Raw genomic sequence first — 19,980 nt, 5'->3', positions numbered from 1 at the left:
ATAAAGGTGTGTATTAGTTATGGTTTCTTATCCGAAGATTAGTATTGTCATGCCAACGCGTAATGCTGGAAAAATTATTGGCAATTGTTTAGCTTCCCTTTGTCAGCAGAGTTATCCTCGGGAATGTTATGAAATTTTAGTTGTTGATGGGCATTCTACAGATGATACTCGCAAAGTAGCCGAAAGTTATGGTGCTAAAGTTTTTGATGACAAGGGATGGAGTCTGGAAGATGCCAAACGCCAAGCTTTAGAACAAGCAACTGGTGATTATGTTTTATTTTTAGATGCGGATAATGAATTGGCTCATTCAGATTACTTAGAATTAGCCGTGCGTGCTTTAGAAAATCATCAGGAGGCGTTTGGAGTTGAAGCCTATTATTTTGATTCACCTAAAATGACATCACTTTGCGCTTATTTAACACAACTATTGCACATTAGCGATCCGATGTGCTGGATTATGAGTGTAAAGCCAGTGTTTCTAGGCAAAGAAGGTGAAGTGGAGCGCTGGACAATGCCCCAAGGAAGTTTGGCTTATCCCTTAGGTTCGAATGGGTTTCTTTGTCGAAGAAAAGATTTGGTTCAGGTCAAAGCAGAGCAGCTTTTTTCTGATACTCAAGTGGCCATGCTTTTATTTCAGTCAGGTAAACGTTCTTGGTTAAGAATTCAAGGCCGTGGAGTGCATCATTATTATGCGATGACTTTATATGAGTTTTGGCGAAAACGGGTAAGAGCCACTTGTAATTTTTTTAAAATCTTCAAGCAGTTTAGATTTAGTTGGACTGAAAAAAAACCACGAGTGCCATCTTGGTTAGGGTGTCTCTATTGCTTGACAGTTATAGGGCCTGTTTTTCATGCGTGGCAAGGTTGGAGAAAGACAAAAGATTTACGCTGGTGGTGGCATCCTTTAGCCAGTTGGGTTTCTTTAGCGGGTTTGTTATATGGAGTTTTGCTTCATTGGATGCAGGGTGAAAAAGAGGATTTAGTGGCGAGTTGGCAACCCGTGCAATCATTAGAGAAAAAATAATTTTTTAAATTAAATCTGGGAATTTTATTGAAGAGAATTTTTTTTATAGCGAATGGCGTATTTGGCGGGCACATCGCTGGTGGGGATATCCATTTTTGGGAAATGGCCCGGGCGTTAATTCGACAGGGTTTTGAAGTGCATTTGTTAGGAGGTAAAATATTGCAAAACCATCTTCAGCAGTGGCGGCTACCTCTTCAATTGCATTTCACAGAAGACGAACCCGTGACAAATTTGAGTGATGAAACATTATCCGGGCAAATTAAATTATTTCAAATTTATGTTAAACGATGTTGGAAATCTTTAGAGATTCTTCAGCAAGAAGCACAAACAGAAGACGTAATTTATGCGGTATCAGATTTTTGGTTTGATGTTTGGCCTATGGTAAAGTGTCGAGCAAAGTTTAAAGTAGGAGTTTGGCATATGCAATGTCCTGGTTTGCGAGAAATTATTTTTCGCCAGCGAGCGGATGTTTCTTGGGTGCGTTTACCTTCTTTACATTACTGGTTGAGCCAATCGCTTGCTTTGCGTTGGATTAAAAAATGTCCTTATAAAAAAATATTTTATTTGCATCCTAGCATGAAACAACCATTGTTGAAATTAGGGTATAATGAGAATGAAATAAGTCCTATTTCTTATGGGGTGGATGTGGTAACGGCGCAAAAGGTTGAGGAGGTTAAAAAGGAATATGATGTGATTTGGCTGGGTCGTGTGCATCGGCAAAAAGGAATCGATGATATTATTCCTGCTTTGAAATATTTAGCAGAGCGAGTGCCGAATTTTAAAGCGGTTGTTGTCGGAAAAATTAAAGAGTATTTGCTGCCTTTACTTAGTCAAGAGCTAGTGGATAAAGTTTTTTTCCCGGGTTTTGTTTCAGAAGAAGAAAAATTTCGTCTTTTAAAAGCGAGTCGCGTCTTTTTAATGCCGAGTCGGCATGAGGGTTCTCCTCGTGTCATGGCAGAAGCTTTATTGTGTGGAAATCGAGTGGTGGCTTATGAGGTAGAAACTTATCCTGGAGTATTTCATGATTGGATTCAATACGTGACTAAATTTGATTTGGCTTTATTTCAGAAGGAAATTGAACGTCAAATCATTCAATCTCGTGCTAACGAAAGAGTCATCAATAGTTTTGATTTAAATCGATTCGAAAAAGAGAATGCTTGGGAAGCAACGGGAAATCATTTTGTGACGGAAATTAAGAAGCTTATTCATGAATCATAAGCTCACTTTTGGCAAAGCGTTTTCATAACTAAATGGCCAAAAGTTAGATGAAGATCTTCCACGATTTGCATGTCGTTGATATTTACCCACACATGATGTTGGGCAAGTTGCTTGAGTTTGCCTCCATTGAAGCCGCAAATTCCCAAGGTAGTGCCTCCATTTTCATTAGCGTAGTTAATGGCATTTAAAATATTGGGTGAATTACCGCTGCCGGAAATGGCAATGACTAAATCCTTAGGTTCCAGAACATTTTTTAATTGTTCGGAAAAAACTTTTTCGTAGGAGATATCGTTGCTGTAAGCTGTAATTAATCCCATGTTGTCGTTTAGGCAAACGCCGCGAAATTTTTTGCTATGGGTTAAAATCGCAGATTTATTCCAGTCAGTAATATAATGAGAAGCGGTCAAAGCGCTGCCACCATTGCCAAAAATAATAATTTGTCGGTTATTTTGCCATGCCTCGTGAATTAATTGAATGGCATGAGTGACTTGCTCAATATTTAATGCATTAATAGCTTGCAAAGACTGAGTTAAATATTCTTGGACGATTTTAGTAGAGTTCATGGATTATGAATAAATATAATACGACTGCCTTGGCTTTCAAAACGAAAAGGAATAGAGCGCAGTGATTTCAGCTTCTTTTTAATAGCAGAATGTTTTTCTTTGGGCGCGTAAAAGGTGAGAAATCCACCGCTCCCGGCACCAAGTAATTTTCCTCCTAAAGCTCCGGCTTGGCGAGCTTGTTGATACCAGTGATCGATTTGCGAAGTGCTAATATGTGGTGTTAAGGAGCGTTTAAGTTGCCAGTTTTCATCTAAAATTTTACCAAAAGCGCTCAGGTGGTTATTTTGTAATTCTTTTCTTAGAGCAAAAGCTAACTTTACCATAGCTTTTAATGTGGATTGTTTACTTTTCTTTTCTTTTAAAGCATTTTGTTGAGCCTGGAGAACTTCCGAGGCACTGCGGCAAACGCCCGTGTAAAAAGTTAAGAGATTGTCTTGCAATTGAATCAACGTTTTCTTGGGGCAAATGATAGGTTCAACGCGCACACTATCATCTGGATTGAATTGGATAAAATTTAGTCCACCAAAAGCGGAAGCATATTGGTCTTGTTTGCCGATAGGTGCGCCGCAATGTTCGATTTCAATCTCACAACTTTCTTCAGCTAAACGACTCGCTGAAACGTGACGTGATAAGTAAGCGTGTAAAGCATTGAGTAATCCAACGGTAAAAGCGCTCGAAGAGCCTAAGCCGGTTCCCTTGGAAGGAATGTCAGCGATGGAAGTGATTTCAATACCGCCTGGGATGCGTAGTTTTTTAAGTGCTTCGCGAACTAAAGGGTGTTCAATCTGACTTGGCTTATCAACCTCTTCCGTTTGAGAGTAACTTAATCGAATTTTATGATCAAATTTAGGATTTACCGTGACGTATACATATTGATTAATGGCGGTAGAAACGACAGCTCCCCCAAACTGGCGATAGAAAATAGGAAGATCACTTCCTCCGCCTACAAAACTCATACGAAGTGGTGTGCTGCTAATGATCATGTTTAATTTTGTTGGATGATAAACTCCACAGCTTCAAGTAACGAGCCAAAAGTGAAGTTAGGTTTTACTGAGTATTTTTTATCGTGTCCGGCCTGACCTGTTTGGATGAGGATAGATTTTATTTGAGCATTTTTTGCCGTTTGTATATCGGTGGTAGTGTCTCCAATGAACCAAGATTTTTTTCGATCGATATGAAATTGTTCAATGGCTTGTTCTACCATACCAATATTTGGTTTGCGACAGGAACAAGGGATTTTGAGTTCAGTGCGTTCGCCGGGAAATCCTTTTTCAGGATGATGAGGACAAAAATAAATCCTATCTAAAAAAGCATGATTTTGTCCGAGTAAAGTTTCGAGTTTATTGTGAATCATTTGCACATCGGTTTCCGAGCAAAACCCTTTAGCGATCACGGGTTGATTAGTAATTACCAAGGTGCGAATTCCGTGATGATTTAATTTTTGGATCGCTTCGGCAACCGTAGGAAGCAAAAATAATTGTTCATGATGGGTGATGCCTTCCATCCGATCTTCATTAAGAGTGCCATCGCGATCTAGAAAAACTGCTGGTTGTAAATGAGATAGGGAGGCCTTTTCAATCACCTTGGTATTATATTCTTGGCAGACTTTTTGGTATCGTTCTGGAGTGCCAATATCTTTGATGTATTCAGGGCTGCGGTAAGCTTGAAGAAAAGCCTCCTTTTTTAAAAGTTCAGGAAAAAGGTCTTTACCGAAATCTAAAAATTTTTTATTTTTTTTCCAGGGCTTTAGAGCTTTTTTTTTGATTAAATAGAGCGCGGCATTAACTAAATTTTGGCGAAAAATTCCTGGAGAGTGAGGACGATTGTGAAAGGCTAAGATCCGATCGTTAGCATCGGTTTCAATAAGATCAGAGTCGAAAGGATGGTCGTTAGGGTGAACAAAAAGTGTGGCGTCTGCCTGGTGTTGATGATGATAATTTTCGAAACGTTGCAAATCCAAATTTATCATCGTGTCGCCATACATAACCATGAATTCATCGGCCAGATGATCCCATAATTGAAGAACAGCTCCCGCAGTGCCTAAAGGAGTTTTTTCTTGGTAATAGTTTAGTTGGACTCCGAGTTCCTCGCCTTTACCTAAAGTTTTTTGAATTTGATCGGCACCATAGTAAACCAAAAGCCAAATAGATGTGTAACCGTTACGTTTTGCTAAACGGATTTGATGTTCTAAGAGAGAAACTTCACCAATGGGGATAAGAGGTTTAGGTAAGTTACCACAAACGGTTTTAAGACGTGTTCCTTGTCCACCAGCTAAAATCAGAAGTTGCTTAGCTGTTTTCATTCCAAATATCTTGAATGGCACGTTGGATGGCTTGATCGGAGGTGAGTTGAGCTATCCAACCTAGTTCGGAAAGTTTTGTAACATCGTAGCGAAAGTTGGCAACATCGCCTGTCCACCCCTTTGAGCCTCCTGTAAAAGTGATAGCAGCGGTAGAATGAATGTGTTGTAAGAGAGTCTGAGCAATGTGACGAACCGAGGTTTCGCTTCCTTGGGGTGCGATATTAAAATAGTTAAGATCTTTTTGAGCATTTTGATGAATGAAAATCATGGCATTAACAAGATCCGTGACATAGAGGTAGGGTTTGGTTTGGTTTCCATCACCTAAAACTTCTAATTGAGTGGGTGTTTTTTTTAGTTTTTTAATAAAATCGAAAATTACTCCATGTGTGGCTCGGGGGCCAACGACATTAGGAAACCGGAAAATCCAAGTTTTTTGCAAGTAACTTTCAAGCGCAACCGAAATAACCGCTTCGGAAGCTAGTTTCATGGCGCCATAACTAGATATGGGGAAAAGAGGGCCAGCGTTTTCGGCAATATTACCAGGCAATTCACCATAGATAGCGGAGGTAGAAGAAAAAGCGAAATGAGGAATCTGTAAGTGTTTTGCAAGTTTTAGTGCGTTATAAGTAGTGAGAAAGGTTGCATGAAGATCGATATCCGGATTTTTTACACCGGCTTGAATATCTGAATTAGCGGCTAAATGCCAAAGCGTATCAATTTTTTCTTTTTCAATGAGCCGTAAGCAATTTTCTAATTGATTTAAATCTTGTTCATGAAAAATGAAATGGGGATGGGCTAAGGCTTGAGTTAAATTTTTTTTCTGACCCAGACTGAGATTGTCAATACCAATGACACGGTAACCGAGCGAGAGCAATCGATCTACCAAATGGCTTCCAATAAATCCTGCGGCGCCTGTAACTAAATGTGTTTGGTTCATGGGGATAAATAGAAAGTATTAATGGAAATTAAAGTTGACTGCAAAATGCATTGGATCCACTTCGTGCGTTTTCCAATTTTTAAGTAGTTCAAAATCTTCGGATTTATGCATTTCAAATATCCAAAGTATATTGTGCTGAGTGAGCCAATCTCGATAAGTAGAAGATTGCAAAAATTCTTTTTCGTTTCCTTCAATATCCATTTTAATGACTTGAGGAATACCAAAACGTTCAGCTGCTTCTAAAAAAGTGATGCTTTTTCTCTGTCCAGAACCTGAGGTTTTTATTGCTTGGTTTTCCGTATGGGAAGAAGTGGGTGTTGTATAAAAATAGGGTTCAACGGAAAAAGCACCTTCCACGGTCTGAATATTTACTTGGTTGGCGCGAGCGCCTTTTCGTAGGAGATTGATAGCTTTAGGTGAAATATCAAAGGCAATAACCTCATGGCCTTTTTGAGCAGCATTCAAAGAAAAAATTCCTGAGTTTGAGCCAACATCCCAAATTTTAACAGCTTGAGGAGGTAGTAGCGTTGGCTCACAACATATTAATTGGGACACGGGCGATAAACAGTAATGCGGTTGATCCCGGAAATCAAAATAGACGTAGATTCCATCGATTTTTCTGCGAACAGTAAAAGAAGGAGCAAATTTATGCCAGATAGGAGCGAGCTTTCTGCTTAAATTCCAAGGTAACATAAATGGGATCATTCCGATTAACTACAAAAATGCAACTAAATCTTAATGACAGAAGCTGGAATTTAAGGTAGTGAACAAGCATAAGCGCGTTAAGGAGTCATTGGTATGAAGTGGATTTACATTAAAAAAGGGATTAAATTACTTTTCGTAGGAGAGTGGCGCAGAGTTTATAATGAGGTTCATGCCATTATTTATCGAGCGGTTTACGAGTGGATTGGGTTTTTTGCTATGCCCTTGCGTAAAACTGGCAGAAAACGAGTGGAGCCAAGTATTGAGGTAATCACTCAATATCCCATCGCGTTTGAGTCCCCTGATCATATCGCTCCTAAAGGCACTGCAGAAAATAATAGCACGAACAAAAAATTTATTTTGCATATGGATCGTTTATTAAGTAACTCTTTTCCCAAACAAACACTCAACGTTTTGGATTTAGGTTGTTCCGGTGGACAAATGATTAACGATTTTTTGAATTTATGTTGGGTAGGTGTAGGATTAGAAGGTTCGGATTATTCCTTAAAGCGAAAGCGTGCTAATTGGGGAACTTTAGCCAATCGTAATTTATTTACCTGCGATATTACTAAACCCTTTCAAGTGAATTTTGATAAGAGTAAGGCAAAGTTTCATCTGATTACCGCATGGGAGGTTTTGGAGCATATTGCTACGCCGGATTTGTTACAGTTATTTCGTAATATTAGTGATCATCTTGAGGTTGGGGGTTGTTTTATCGCCTCTACCACTCCTACTCCTGACATTCATGAAGGTATTGAATTGCATCAAACTAAGTGGGAAAATGAGCAGTGGAGAAATTTTGTAGAAACAAATTTTCCGGAATTGGAGTATGCGGATGTGGGTTTAAAAATCTATCAATATGTTCGTTATAATCTTTTGCATCCTTCCTTTTTAATTTATCGAAAACGAAGATGATACAAAAATGGATAACTCGGCTGTCGCGTAGTGCGTGTGCAAGAAAATGGGTTAAAAAATTAGGTTTCATTCGTTTAGCGAATCAAAGTCTGAAATTATTTCCTTTAACGAAGACTTTATCGGGAAGTGGTGTGAAATACCGAATGGCTAAAATTGAAAGTGTTGTTTTGAGTGAAGAGATGTTTAGTCAGCAAAATCTTTATGAATCCCATTATTTTCCACAGAGACTTGAGACTTTTGCTGATTTGGGATGTAATGTAGGTTATTTTACATGCTGGCTGACTCATGTTCGGGGAGGAAAACCACTTCGCGGTGTTATGGTAGATGCGAATCCGGAGGCAGTGGCGGAAGCACGTTGGCATGCCAAAGTAAATCATTGGAATGAGGTTGTGGTGTTGCAAGGTTTAGTAGGAGAGATAAATCCTAATGAAACAAAAGATTTTTTTGTTTACGAATCTAATGTTTGTTCTGCGAGCCAGCCCTTAACGCAAGAAGAATTAGGTTTACAAGGTGAATGGGAGAAAATAGCTGTGCCAGGTATTGTCCTAGAGGAAGTGTGGAAAAAAAGGTTTGGTGAAACGCGTTGTCACTTGCTGAAGTTGGACGTAGAAGGTTCGGAGTTGAATTTTTTACAAAAAGAAATTCAATTTCTTCAACGCGTGGATGCTATATGCATTGAATGGCATACCTGGGCCGTGGATTTTGAGACGCTTCGACAAATTTTGGAAAAATCTAATTTTAAATTTGTTAAAATTCTCCACGAAAGTGAACTCATGGGGACTGCTTATTTTGTTAAAGGTTGAGTTGGCTTTTTGGGTTGGTGTTTGAAGAGCTTCTTATTTCTCAGAGATTGGGTGGTGTAATATTCATATCCATGGCTTAATGCTCTAAAGAAACGAGCTAATCGCGGTGTTAATTTTCCAAATTTTTGCCAGCGTTTTTGCTTTTTAGAGGTTAAGCTATAGGTTGCAGTATTGTCCCACGCCGCTTGATAATCACTTTGTTGCGGGGATGTTTCGAAAAGAGTACGCGACACGATTTTTCGAGCTTGGAGTAAAAGATAAATGGGACGAAGGGAAATGAGCTCCACGCGACATTTTATCGTTTTGGGATCATTTGCTTGATACCATTTTCCGTAGGGCCCAACCGGATGTAGGATGAGGCGTTCCACTTCAAAGCCGTTTTCTTCGGAAAAAATTCGATAAAAAAGTTCCGGGCTAAATTGATAAAAGCCGTGACCCATGCAGTTATTGGCGGTGGTGTGGATTATGAGGCGACCATTTTCTTTGAGCATTTCCATGCAGTTTTTAATTGCGACAGGAAAATTGAAAATATGTTCTAAGGAGCCTGTATCATAGACAATGTCGAAACGATTTTTTAGAGAATTGGGCAGGGGCAGATTCATGTCATGAATGGTATTAGCGCCCATGAAATTAGAGGCGTCTAAGGTAGAGATGGATTGCGCACCAAGTGCTTCAAAAATGGGCTCTGCAAAATAGGGTTCTTTTGTCCATAGGTCCCTTATCGATTTTTTTAAGGGGAAGCGATATTGTTTTAGCTCATTTTCAAGGAGGTTCAGATTAATGCCAACTTCAGGTCGACCAACGGTTATAACTTGATTAAAAGAAGCTCCTTGTTGACGTGCGGCGATGAGAAAATAAAGTGCATTAATATCCAGTCCCATACCTCATTCAAGCTTATTTAGACTCAAATTTAACTACATGTGAAGAAAGCTGAATCATGGGCACATCTTTCCACAGCAGATCCCAAAATTCTTTTTTATGAAGTTCTAATATAAAAATAATTTTATGGTCAATAATCCATTTTTTAAATTCTGACGATTTTAAGAAATGTTCTTCAAACCCTTCAATATCCATTTTCAGTAATTTGGGAATTCCATATTGATTTGCTGCTTCTAGATAAGAGATGCTCATAGCATTGGCTATTTCCTTTTGAGCATTGAGTTGGTTGCCTGCAATGGCCGTTTTAGGCGCGACATAAGGAATAGGCTCTAAAGAAAAGGCTCTAGGCACAACTGTAATTTTATCTTGAAGCTGGTTAAGTTGTGCACTTTTTTCAACTAGAGCCGCTGCTTTAGGCGATATATCGAAGGCTATTACACGATGTCCTAAAGAAGCAGCTCGCAAAGAATAAATACCCACATTACAACCCACATCCCAAAAAATGCCATGAAATGAGTTGAAGATAGCCGGAACATTTTCAAGTTGTTCGAAAAATTCTGTTGTCGTATACCAAAAAAAAGGGTGATCTCTCGAGTCAAAACACATCTTTAAACCAAAAACTCGTCTTTTTACAAGGAATGAGGGCATTATATAGCGCCAGATCTTTGCTATTAGGGGACGTGCCTTTTTATAACTAAGAATTTTGTTAATAAAAGATTCTATATACACAGGATTATGATAACATTTAGATGCAAAAGTAAGCTTTGTCTTTTAGAATTAAAAAGATTTTACAAAAGTTCAATTCCTATTTTCTTCTTTAAAAGAAAAAAAATACTTCTTAACTCAAGGTAATGATATTTAAAAAATATACCCATTTTTTATTCCTTTTCATTTCCTTAGTCATCATTTTGCTATTACTGTTCTATCGAAGTTTTGACCCAGATTCCGTTCTATTTTCCAATGATGCGCCTTTAGCTCTCACGGTTCATCCTGCTTTAGAAGGCATGAAGGGATTAAAGGGGGCTTGGTTTGATTTTTACTGGTTGGGGATAAACGGGGGAGCTTTTAATTTTGGGCCTTACGAAATCTTTCGTGCTTTGACTGGAGCCATGTTTGCTGCGAATTGGGCAGTGCCTTTTGTATTGTTTTTGTTGGGGTTAAGTGCGGCAGCTTGGGGTTGGAAAATGCGCTTAGGAAAGGGATTAATCATTATCGCTTTTGCTGCAATGTTAAATTCTACCTATTTTTCTCATGCATGCTGGGGATTACCGGGACCCGCATTATTGGCAGCTTATCTATTATTAGCGATTGGTTTCGTGACTTCTAGACTCAATGCTTTATCACTTATTTTTTCCGGTTTATGCCTTGGGTTGGCAGTAGCATTTGTTCCGGATATCGGTGCTTTTTACAGTTTGTATTTTGCGGCTTACGTAGTTTTTTTGAGTCTTTTAGAGAAAGGTAAAATTAGCAAGCGCTTAGGTTTTGGAATACTTAGGGTAGGTGTCGTTGCTGTCATCGCAGTATTTGCTAGCTGGCGAACTCTGGATGTGATGGTTAATACGCAGATCAAAGGAGTTGTGGGCACTGCTCAGGATACTCAGACAAAAAAACAACGATGGGATTTTGCCACGCAGTGGAGCATGCCGAAGGTGGAAACGATTCGTTTGCTGGTGCCGGGTTTTTGGGGTTATCGCATGGACACACCTGAGGGAGGAAATTATTGGGGGGAGGTGGGTCGTACTCCGGGTTATGAGCAGAGCAAACAAGGTTTTGCTCGTTATTCGGGGGCGGGCGATTATCCGGGTTTGCTCGTTGTGGCAGGAGCAGTTTGGGCATTAGTTAGCACATTTCGTAGAAGAAAACAGGATGAAGAAAACGTGGCATTTTCCGATCGAGAAAGAAAAATTGTTTGGTTTTGGGCAGGGGCTGCAGTGGTTTCTCTTTTGCTGGCTTGGGGAAGGTATGCGCCTTTTTATCAATTTGTTTATGCGTTGCCTTATTTTTCAACCATTCGCAATCCGATTAAATTCATGCATCCTTTTGCCTTATCCATTTTGATTCTTTTTGGCTATGCCTTGCTTGATTGGCAAAGACGTTATTTCAATGCGCCTGCAATAGAAAAAAGTTTAGGAAAAAATGTATCAACGGATCCGGTTAAACGATTTAAGCAATGGTTGAATCAGCAAGCTGAGCCATTTGAGAAAAAATGGGTGCGGGGGAGTCAGGTCGTTTTAGGGTTGGGCGTGGTAGCTTTAATCGGAGTTGTCGGTTCACGAGGCTCGATAGCGGCTTATCTTAAAGCCAATGATTTTGGCGATTTAGTGGATTACATCGTTGCTCATGTGATTACTGAAATGTGGTTTTTTATAGGTTTTTTAACGCTTACTTTGGCAGCTTTAATTGCCGTGGTAGCTGGCTGGTGGCGTGGAAAAAAAGCGATTTGGGGTTGCGCGATTCTTACTTTGATTTTGCTTTTGGATTTGGGAAGAGCCGATTGGCCGTGGATTCAATATTACAATTATAAAGAGCGTTACGCTTCTAACCCCGTGCTGGATGAGTTAAAGAAAAATCCGCCTTATTATGGTCGTGTGTCTATTTTAGCGCGACAATATCCGCTTTATAACGAATGGCATCAACACCATTTTCTTTATTACAATATTCAATGTCTGGAATTTGCTCAATTGCCGCGCGTGCCGGAGGATTACGCCGCTTACATGGGAGCTTTACAGAGTAACCCGTTGCGACTTTGGGAATTGACCAATACCCGATTTTTCTTGGCTGGGTCGGACACGACTGAGCAACTGAATGAGCAGCTTGATCCGCAATACAAACGCTTTCAAACGGTCATGCAGTTTGGTCTGATTCAAAATGAAGAAGGTCAATATGGCATGCAGATTGGGGCTGGGGAGCTGGCACTGATTGAATTTCCCAATGTTTTGCCTCGTGCGCAACTTTATCGAGCTTGGCGTGTGGTGGATGATCAGCAAGCGCTAGCGCTTTTGCCTGATCCTAATTTTGATATTTTTCATGAAGTGCTGGTTTCTAAAGATAGTCCATTAACATTAGGGCCGGTGGGTATTCATGATGCCAGTGGCGATGAAGTTAGCTACGTTTCTTACTCACCGAAACGCATCGTGCTGCGATCCAAAAATGTGGATGCGTGCCTTTTGCTGGTGAATGATAAATACGATCCCAATTGGAAGGTGACTGTGAACGGTCAGCCCACACCGTTATTACGTTGTAATTACCTCATGCGTGGCGTGCAAGTTCCGGCAGGCGAAAATAATGAAATTGTTATGGAGTTTAAACCGTCCTTAATCGGATTTTGGATTTCTGCCTTTGCACTCGTTGCATGGGTTGGATTGGGTCTTTTTTTGATTTTTAGACGTAATCCTACCTGCGACAAAAAAGTTTCAATTTAATGCATTGACAGAACTCTTATTAGATAGTTATAGATAATTTTAATATTAAGTAACAAAGGAAAGAACCCTTATGGCTGGTAATATTCTTGGTCGATCTGCTTGGTCAGGCTTTCGTGCCATAAAAATGGCTCGTAAAATTCGTCGGCTACGTGCTGCAGTTCAAGAAACAAAACACGCTGCTGAATTGCGGCGTGTAGAAGCGGCAAGCAAATTGGCTGAAGCAGGAAAGGCTGCACAAGCAGTAGAGGGAGTTGAAGCGGAGAGTCTCAAAGCGGCAGAAAAACTTCGTGAGGCTAAGCAGACTATGGAAGCAGCTCGGGCTGACTTCGTGCACGCCGATCAAGTGTTGATGTCGGCTGAGAGTGGGACTATCAATCATACTTCCATAGAAAGAGCTAGAGAAATGTTAGAAAGCGCTCGAATTGCTCGTGAGCAAGCGTCTGAAGCTTTGAAGATTGCTGAATCTGAAGCCGGCACAGCATTAGAGAGAGTTCGTGTTGCTAAACGAACTGCGGACGAAGCTCGCGCAGTTGCGGTGCATGCAGACGAGCTTTCACTGGTTGCAGATCAGAGGGTGGGTGATGCTGAAAAAGCATTAGCTCAAGCCCGCTCCGGAAGCGCGGGTGCAGCCATGGTGGTAACGGCACCTGGCACAAGTGAAGCATCAGATCGTCCAGTTGTTGGAGAGACTCAGTCCCTGAGCGCCACGGATGTTGCTTGGGAAGTCGCGGGATTTGTTCCTATTCCTGGTTTTGCAGAAGCAGAAAATTTTTTAATGGAAAATGTGGTAGCGCCTGCAGCAATTTCGGTTATGGATCATGTGGTGGATCCGGGTATTACTGGAATGAATAAATATGTGATTGAGCCTCTTGTTCCTTATGCCGAAGCAGTGCTCTCAATAGTTCCAGGAGGTGAGGGGGCTGTTCAAGCTGTGGTAGTTGCTAAGGCAGAGCAAGCGCAAAGAAGTCTAAACCGAGTATCAGCAAATGCGGATGATGAGGCGATTAATCGAGGGCTTCGAGAAAAAAATATGGATGCCGTATGGGCCGCTGCCGGCAAAAAACCAAATCAAACTCAAGAAACGCAAAATTTTACGCCGATGGATAATTTTACACCAGACACAGCCGATGTATCTCAAGAAACCTGTCAATCGGTTGATCCTGGGGTGGTGGCTCCTGCTTCGCCTAAAATTTCTCCATGATTATTTTTAATATTTTATAGAATTTCTTTTAAATTTAATCTTTTTTTATCCAGAGTTTTTCTATTACAATTAGAGAAATGGGTAAGACAAACACAATATTAAAAGGGATTCGAGGAGGACTCCGCGCGTTTTCTCGCAGAACACGTTATGTAGGAACCGTTGAAGAGCTTGCTCTAGCGGCGCAAGAGCGTGCTACGGCAAAAGTGGCTTTAGAAAAAGCTCGTGAGGTTCTTAAAGTGGCTGAAGGGAAAGCCAAAGGGCTGCACGGCGTCGAGCAAGCAGCCGCTCAAGCTGAAGTTACTGCAGCTAGGAGGGCTGCTTATGAAGCTGAAGCCCTTTTAGGAAAAAAGACAGGACATTACCATTATATTAGATCCAAACTACCTAAAGAATCATCTGTTGCTACCGAGAAAAAACCAGAACTGAATCATTTAGAATTTGAGCCGGATCAAGCTCGTAACGTGCTTGTTAATGAAGCTTTGGAAGCGATAGAGCGAGCGGGCATAGAGAGCGCTGCGGATATTGCTAAAAAAGAGTTGCAAGTGGCAACCCGTATTAGAGATGAAGCTCGGGTTGCTTTCAAAAAAGCGCGCGCCGACTTGAGGATTGCTGAAAAACATCTCGCAGACCTGCATTATAGGGGAGCGTCTTCTGCTGAGATTCAAACCGCGGAGAGGGCTGTAGTAGAAGCAGAAAAATTGACCAAAGCGAGAAGAAGCACGATGGTTTCGAAAGAACAAATTTACGGAAAATGTTTGAAACGAGTTGAAGGAGATATCTCAGCTTGGATTGGAGGCCCTTTGGTTCTTCAAGAAAAAATAGAATCAGGGGAGTCATTAGGTTTTTGGGATGCTATGGACATGATGAATCCCTTAAGTGTGCCAGAAATGGTGGATGCTCTTGTTCAAGGTGAGCCTGTGAGTGTTGCTGATGTTGGTCTTGCGGGTTTAGAGTTTATTGAAAATCCCTTAGATCCTATCATGGATATATCCATCGACTCCAATTTGAGTGCCCTTGAAGTTGCTAAGACTTCACCTACGGTAGCTAGGACAGCGGCTGCAATGGGTAAAGCGGTTCAAGAAATTGCTAAGCAAGAAACAGAAAAACCGTCTGTGTGGGAAATAGCAGAGGGAAAAACGACTGATGTTGTTCCGCAACCTTCATCATCACAATCTATTATCATTTTTTAAATGTGAGGTTTCGGCGCTGTATTAGATTAAAAGGTTTAATTTAAAAAAAGGTTGAAACACCTATTGTAAAAATGAAAAATTATTTTAAATTAGTTTAGTTTGTTATTATGGGTAAAACCTCAAAAATAGTTCAGGCTTTAGATGGAGTGCGCAAGGCACGCAAAGTGCGTGTAGTTCGTGATGCGGCACATGTAGAAAACGCTGCTAAAGCACTTCGGGATTCTGCTGCAGTTCGTGCACGTACTATTCGAGAAGCAGCTGTAGCTTTGACACGTGAAGAGGCTGAAGCAGCATGGCGTGCAGTAGGAAAGTCGAATGTTGAGTATAATATAGCGATTGCTAATGTGAAATCAGCGCAGAAAGCTGTAAAAGAAGCTAAGGAATCTTTATTGGTGGCTCGTGCTCAAGTGAGCGCATTGGGTGAAGGGATTCAAACTCAGGCGGCGGTTACTGAAGCTGAAAGAGAATTGGCTCTCGCTCAAGATAGATTGGAAATTGCCATCAAACTTCGTGAGGAAAAACTCGTGACTGCTAAGCAATTAAGGCAGGATGCTCTACGTTTAGATCCCGAAGTTCAAAGAAGATCGGCTGATGAGGTAGAAAGGCAAGCTCAGGCAATTATTGATGAGTTAGAAAAAACTTTTCAGGAAGCTGAAGTAGCGCATGAAAATTTAGTGCAAGCCCGTGATGCTTTTAAAACGGCTGAAAGGAATATCGAAATGATTCGCGCGAGGAGGGTTACCGATCCGAAAATGCTTGCCGAAGCTGAAGCAGAAGTTGAAAGAACCCGGGAAATTTGGGGGAAAGCACGAGAAATTACTAAGGAAAAGGTGTCGAAATATGATTATGCGATGCAAAAAGCTGAACGTTTAGCCGATACTTCTTTCAGAGAAGCAGGAGTGCCATCTGTAAGAAATTCAGATCAAACACCTTTTCAAGCTAACGTTGAACTTGCTTCTGCTGAACTTGAAAAAGCGCGTATTGCTTTAAGAGAATCCCGTTCACTTGCTACTGCCGCCAAGAATAAAGTTGCATCGTTGCGTAAACAAGGAGCTAAAAAAGAAATTATCGATGCGGCTGTGGCTGAGCATGACGCTGCGGAATTGGCAGTGAGAAAGGCGAAGAGTAGTTATTCTAGCAAATGGCAAATTCTTAAACGTTTTCGTGATCGTTTGGGAGGAGGTGTTGCTGTTACTGGCGGAGCGCAAAATTTGAGTGAAGAAGACAAGCCTTACCCCATTGTTGAGACGGTAGGAGGAACTGTTTTGGGTGTTGTGGATACCGTGGAAGAAGTTATTGCTGATGGAGCGAGTATCGGGCCTTGTATTATGAGTGGCTTTACTGTTTGCGATGCTGGCGACAGAGCTGAAACTTCCGAGAAAAAGATCGTAGAAAAGGTTGTTATACCAGTGTTAACCTCTGAGACAGCAGCGCCTGTAGTAGATCCGTTGATTGGAGGGTTGGGCAAAGCTTCCGATGGGATTGATCGATCGTTAACAGTAGGCATTAAAGGCATGGAGTCCGCAGGAAGCGCGGTAGTGAATGCTTTTACGCCTCGGGGTGGGACGATCCGTAGCGCTTTGGCGCAAATTGAAGAGGCGAAAGCTCAAAGCCAGCAAGGAGCAATCACTAACAGTGGAGTTGTGAAAGACAATCGTGCTGTGTGGGCTTTGGCGGAGGCAGCTGGTAGAAAAAAAGGGGTTTCGGAAAAACAAGCAGAAGCTCCAGAAGTGGGAGGCGCAAATTTTACACTGAGGGATAACTTCACGCCAGACACAATCGATGCAGCTTCTCAACCTATATTTTCCCTGATGCCTTAAAGTTCTAAGTCAAAAATTTCAATTCATAATCGATGCTATTTGTGGGGATTTTTAATTTATTTTTCCTTTTTATTGCGAATCTTTTTCTTTAAGTTTAAGTCATGGGTAAGAGCAAAATCCTACTGAAAGGAGCTCGTTATATTGCTCAAATTCGTAAAGTGCATTCGATGATGGCTATAGAGCAGGAGGTGGCCAAAGCGATTGCAGAACGAGATACTGCTCGTCTGGCTTTAAAAGCAGCTCGTGACATTCTTAAGATGGCTGAGAAAAGAGCCGATCAACTCCACGGTGCTGAAAAAATAGTTGCAAATAGAGAGGTGGCTACAGCAAAAAAATCAGTGGATAATGCAAGGAGAATTTATAATTCCAAAGTGGGTAGATATCATTACCTAAAAAAGCTTCATGATAAAGCGTCTGCCGATATTGCTATTATTAAAGAGGAAGTAGTAGGTGATTTGGCGGTGGCACCGGATCAATTGCGTTCCGTACTGGTTGAGGAGGCGTCTATTGCTATTGAGCGATCGGAAAAAGGCATTTCAAGTTGGATCGGTGGCCCTCTTGTATTACAAGAAAAAGTGAAATTGGGAGAATCGGTTGATTTTTGGGATGGAATAGAGGCTCTGAATTCTCCCAGCATTCCCCAAATCATGGAGACTCTTGTTCAAGGCGAGCCTGTTGGTGTTGTGGATGTCGGGCTTGCAAGTTTGGAGTTAATTGAAAATCCATTAAGTCCAGTTATGGATGGGGCTGTCGAATCATGTCTCAGCGCTCTTAAAGCCGCTAATACGCCACCCGTTGCCGTTAAGACAGCGGCTGCAATGGGTAAAGCAGTTCAGGAGATTTCTCAGGAAGCTACAAAACCTTCTGTGTGGGAAATGGCTGAGGGAAAAGATCATAGCCATTCATCTGCTTTACCCGGTACTTCCATAATGCCCTAAGGAGGACTAAAAGCAATTTGGGCAAAAAGGGCTGCGCCCTGGGTGAGAACTTTTTCATTGATACGAAATTCAGGTGAGTGCCAGGTTGCGCCGACGTGTTGGGATTCGTCATGTGTGCCTAAAAAGAAGTAACAGCTTGGAACTTGATCAGCGATGAAAGAGAAGTCTTCTCCGCCCATCATAGGAGTGGTGGTTTGAATTTGATTTTCCTCGTAGGCCAAAGCTTGGGCAGCTTTTCTTACTACTTCGGCAGCTTGGGTGTTGTTATGTAGGGGGGGATTGCCTTTTTCCCATTTAAAATGGTAAGTGGCGCCGTGGGCTTGGGTGATGCCGCGAATTAAATTTTCCAACTGATCGCGTAATTGATGATGAATTTCATGTGTCAAAGCGCGAGTGGTGCCATTAAGAAAGACTTTGTCTGGGATGACGTTGTAAGCTTGACCCGCTTGGATTTTACCGAAAGAAATTACGGCACTATCTGAGGGACAAATTTTTCGACTAATAATAGTTTGCGCGGCGCCAATCATTTCGGCGGTTATGGTGATGGGGTCGATGCAATGTTGCGGAAAAGCGCCGTGACCGCCTTTGCCGATGATTTCGATTTCAAATTTTCCCGCCGCAGCCATGACGGCACCAGTATTGATGCCTAAAACGCCTGCGGGCAAGCCGGGATGGTTGTGCAAGGCATAAGCGTTTTTTACTCCTTCAAAAGCGCCGGCTTTTAAGAAATCTTTTGCGCCACCAGGAATGACTTCTTCAGCATGTTGAAATATGAGACGAATAGGATGTTTTAATTCGCTTTCATGTTTTTTAAGGAGGGTGGCGGCGCCTAATAAGATGGCCGTGTGCGCATCGTGTCCGCAAAGGTGTGCTTTGCCAGGAATTTTGGATCGAAAGGGTAGATCATTTTTTTCTTCAATGGGCAGGGCATCAAAATCGGCGCGTAGAGCAATGATAGGACTGGCTGCGGTGGGCCTGGGGCCAAGAGAGGCAAGAATGCCTGTTGCGCCAATGGGCGCTTGAAAAGGGATGCCGATTTCTTTGAGTCGACCTTGGATAAATTGGGAGGTCCATTGTTCTTCATGCGCGGTTTCAGGATGTTCATGTAGGGCGCGACGCCAATGGATAAGGGTTTCGGACAATTCTTTGGCTTCTCTTAAAAGCGAAGTTGGCATATAGAAACAAGCATAGCGGATATGAAACAAGTGCAAGTGAAAGTTCGTGTGCCGGCGACAACGGCGAATTTAGGGCCCGGGTTTGATTGCTTAGGTGTGGCGTTGAAACTTTATAATACCATCGCCATCAAACGTGAAAATTCTAATAAAATTTCATCAGGCATGATTCGCGAAAGTGCGAATTTATTTTTTAAATCGATTCAGCAAAAGCCTTTTTCTTTTTCCACAACTATTCAGGGTGATGTGCCGATTTCGCGAGGATTGGGTAGTAGTGTGACTTTACGTGCGGGAGTGGTTTCAGGTTTGAATTTTTTAGCAGGCGAGCCTTTGTCGCAAGCGGAATGTTTGAATTTAGTGATTCAGTTAGAGGGGCATCCTGACAATGCTGCGCCGGCATTTTTAGGTGGGTTTACTGTCGCAACAGATGAAACGATTTTGCGAGTTCCCATTTTGCCGAAGCTAAAATTTATTGCTGTGATACCTGAAATTGAAGTAGAGACCGAAAAGGCGCGAAAAGTTTTGCCGAAAACTTTACCTTTTACCGATGCGGTAAAAAGTGAAAAGCAAGCCGCGCTGGTGGCGGCAGCGTTTGCTGCGCAAAAATATGAGTTGTTGCAAAACGCGTTTGAAGATCGGTTGCATCAACCTTATCGCAAAAAACTTTTGCCTTTTTTAGATGAGGTTGTTGAAGCGGGTATGCAAGCGGGTGCATTAGGAGGTTTTTTAAGTGGATCAGGTTCGACAATGATGTGTCTAAGTTTAGGAAGTCCAAAACTAGTGGCTCAAGCCATGAAAAAAATTTTGGCTAAACGACGTCTTTCATTCAAGGTTGTTATTTTAGAAGCAGACAATGAAGGGATTCGAGTGTTGGTTGGCTAATCACAAAGTCGT

The 19,980-nt window shown here is 41.6% G+C and carries 18 protein-coding genes; 10 read left to right on the top strand and 8 right to left on the bottom strand.

Features of this window, described 5'->3' with window-relative positions:
* Positions 1–19 precede the first annotated feature (19 nt).
* Both K1X66_00390 and K1X66_00385 read left to right on the top strand, forming a co-directional pair.
* Positions 20–1,024, top strand: coding sequence for a glycosyltransferase family 2 protein (locus tag K1X66_00390; GenBank protein ID MBX7156831.1), 1,005 nt, complete (start codon positions 20–22; stop codon positions 1,022–1,024).
* A gap of 27 nt (positions 1,025–1,051) precedes the next feature.
* Positions 1,052–2,242: a glycosyltransferase family 4 protein gene (locus tag K1X66_00385; protein ID MBX7156830.1), complete on the top strand. Its 1,191-nt coding sequence runs from the start codon at positions 1,052–1,054 to the stop codon at positions 2,240–2,242.
* Positions 2,243–2,244: 2 nt separating this feature from the next.
* Here K1X66_00385 and K1X66_00380 read toward each other — a convergent pair whose 3' ends face one another.
* From K1X66_00380 to K1X66_00360, 5 genes are read right to left on the bottom strand one after another with little or no spacing between them, the layout of a single operon-like run.
* Positions 2,245–2,805, bottom strand: coding sequence for an SIS domain-containing protein (locus K1X66_00380; protein MBX7156829.1), 561 nt, complete (start codon positions 2,803–2,805; stop codon positions 2,245–2,247).
* Positions 2,802–3,788, bottom strand: coding sequence for a GHMP kinase (locus tag K1X66_00375; protein MBX7156828.1), 987 nt, complete (start codon positions 3,786–3,788; stop codon positions 2,802–2,804). The genes K1X66_00380 and K1X66_00375 overlap by 4 nt, the downstream gene beginning before the upstream one ends.
* 2 nt (positions 3,789–3,790) lie before the next feature.
* A complete protein-coding gene (locus K1X66_00370) occupies positions 3,791–5,107 on the bottom strand; it encodes an HAD-IIIA family hydrolase (protein MBX7156827.1) in 1,317 nt (438 codons plus the stop codon).
* Positions 5,094–6,044 (bottom strand): NAD-dependent epimerase/dehydratase family protein, encoded by a 951-nt coding sequence (locus K1X66_00365; GenBank protein ID MBX7156826.1) that lies wholly within the window; start codon positions 6,042–6,044, stop codon positions 5,094–5,096. The genes K1X66_00370 and K1X66_00365 overlap by 14 nt, the downstream gene beginning before the upstream one ends.
* Before the next feature lie 18 nt (positions 6,045–6,062).
* Positions 6,063–6,509 (bottom strand): FkbM family methyltransferase, encoded by a 447-nt coding sequence (locus tag K1X66_00360; GenBank protein ID MBX7156825.1) that lies wholly within the window; start codon positions 6,507–6,509, stop codon positions 6,063–6,065.
* 333 nt (positions 6,510–6,842) lie between these two features.
* Between K1X66_00360 and K1X66_00355 the strand changes: the two genes are divergently transcribed.
* Positions 6,843–7,661 carry a class I SAM-dependent methyltransferase gene (locus tag K1X66_00355; GenBank protein ID MBX7156824.1) on the top strand — a complete coding sequence of 273 codons (819 nt, stop codon included), beginning with the start codon at positions 6,843–6,845 and terminating at the stop codon, positions 7,659–7,661.
* Complete coding sequence (locus tag K1X66_00350) at positions 7,658–8,464, top strand: FkbM family methyltransferase (GenBank protein ID MBX7156823.1); 807 nt, start codon at positions 7,658–7,660, stop codon at positions 8,462–8,464. Before K1X66_00355 ends, K1X66_00350 begins: the two co-directional genes overlap by 4 nt.
* Here the strand turns inward: K1X66_00350 and K1X66_00345 are convergent.
* Together K1X66_00345 and K1X66_00340 are read right to left on the bottom strand one after the other, a co-directional pair.
* On the bottom strand, positions 8,446–9,345 hold the full coding sequence (locus K1X66_00345) for a class I SAM-dependent methyltransferase (GenBank protein ID MBX7156822.1): 900 nt from the start codon (positions 9,343–9,345) through the stop codon (positions 8,446–8,448). The two genes, K1X66_00350 and K1X66_00345, sit on opposite strands and share 19 nt — an antisense overlap.
* A gap of 13 nt (positions 9,346–9,358) precedes the next feature.
* Positions 9,359–10,072 (bottom strand): FkbM family methyltransferase, encoded by a 714-nt coding sequence (locus K1X66_00340; GenBank protein MBX7156821.1) that lies wholly within the window; start codon positions 10,070–10,072, stop codon positions 9,359–9,361.
* 179 nt (positions 10,073–10,251) lie between these two features.
* Here K1X66_00340 and K1X66_00335 point away from each other — a divergent pair, with 179 nt between their 5' ends.
* The 5 genes from K1X66_00335 to K1X66_00315 all read left to right on the top strand — a co-directional run bounded on the left by K1X66_00335 (position 10,252) and on the right by K1X66_00315 (position 17,914).
* Complete coding sequence (locus K1X66_00335) at positions 10,252–12,765, top strand: YfhO family protein (GenBank protein ID MBX7156820.1); 2,514 nt, start codon at positions 10,252–10,254, stop codon at positions 12,763–12,765.
* A 70-nt stretch (positions 12,766–12,835) separates the two neighbouring features.
* Complete coding sequence (locus tag K1X66_00330; GenBank protein ID MBX7156819.1) at positions 12,836–13,966, top strand: hypothetical protein; 1,131 nt, start codon at positions 12,836–12,838, stop codon at positions 13,964–13,966.
* 77 nt (positions 13,967–14,043) lie between these two features.
* The gene (locus K1X66_00325; GenBank protein ID MBX7156818.1) at positions 14,044–15,156 is read left to right on the top strand and encodes a hypothetical protein; all 1,113 of its coding nucleotides are present in this window, start codon (positions 14,044–14,046) and stop codon (positions 15,154–15,156) included.
* Positions 15,157–15,263: 107 nt separating this feature from the next.
* Positions 15,264–16,976, top strand: coding sequence for a hypothetical protein (locus K1X66_00320; protein ID MBX7156817.1), 1,713 nt, complete (start codon positions 15,264–15,266; stop codon positions 16,974–16,976).
* A gap of 101 nt (positions 16,977–17,077) precedes the next feature.
* Positions 17,078–17,914 carry a hypothetical protein gene (locus K1X66_00315; protein MBX7156816.1) on the top strand — a complete coding sequence of 279 codons (837 nt, stop codon included), beginning with the start codon at positions 17,078–17,080 and terminating at the stop codon, positions 17,912–17,914.
* On the opposite strand, the gene K1X66_00310 is transcribed toward K1X66_00315, so the two are convergent.
* On the bottom strand, positions 17,911–19,089 hold the full coding sequence (locus K1X66_00310) for an amidohydrolase (GenBank protein ID MBX7156815.1): 1,179 nt from the start codon (positions 19,087–19,089) through the stop codon (positions 17,911–17,913). The two genes, K1X66_00315 and K1X66_00310, sit on opposite strands and share 4 nt — an antisense overlap.
* Before the next feature lie 21 nt (positions 19,090–19,110).
* Here K1X66_00310 and thrB point away from each other — a divergent pair, with 21 nt between their 5' ends.
* Positions 19,111–19,968 (top strand): homoserine kinase, encoded by an 858-nt coding sequence (gene thrB, locus K1X66_00305; GenBank protein ID MBX7156814.1) that lies wholly within the window; start codon positions 19,111–19,113, stop codon positions 19,966–19,968.
* Positions 19,969–19,980 lie beyond the last annotated feature (12 nt).

The organism is Verrucomicrobiia bacterium, from assembly GCA_019694135.1.
Classification (GTDB): Bacteria; Verrucomicrobiota; Verrucomicrobiia; order JADLBR01; family JAIBCM01; genus JAIBCM01.
This window is presented reverse-complemented; position numbering and strand designations above follow the sequence as displayed.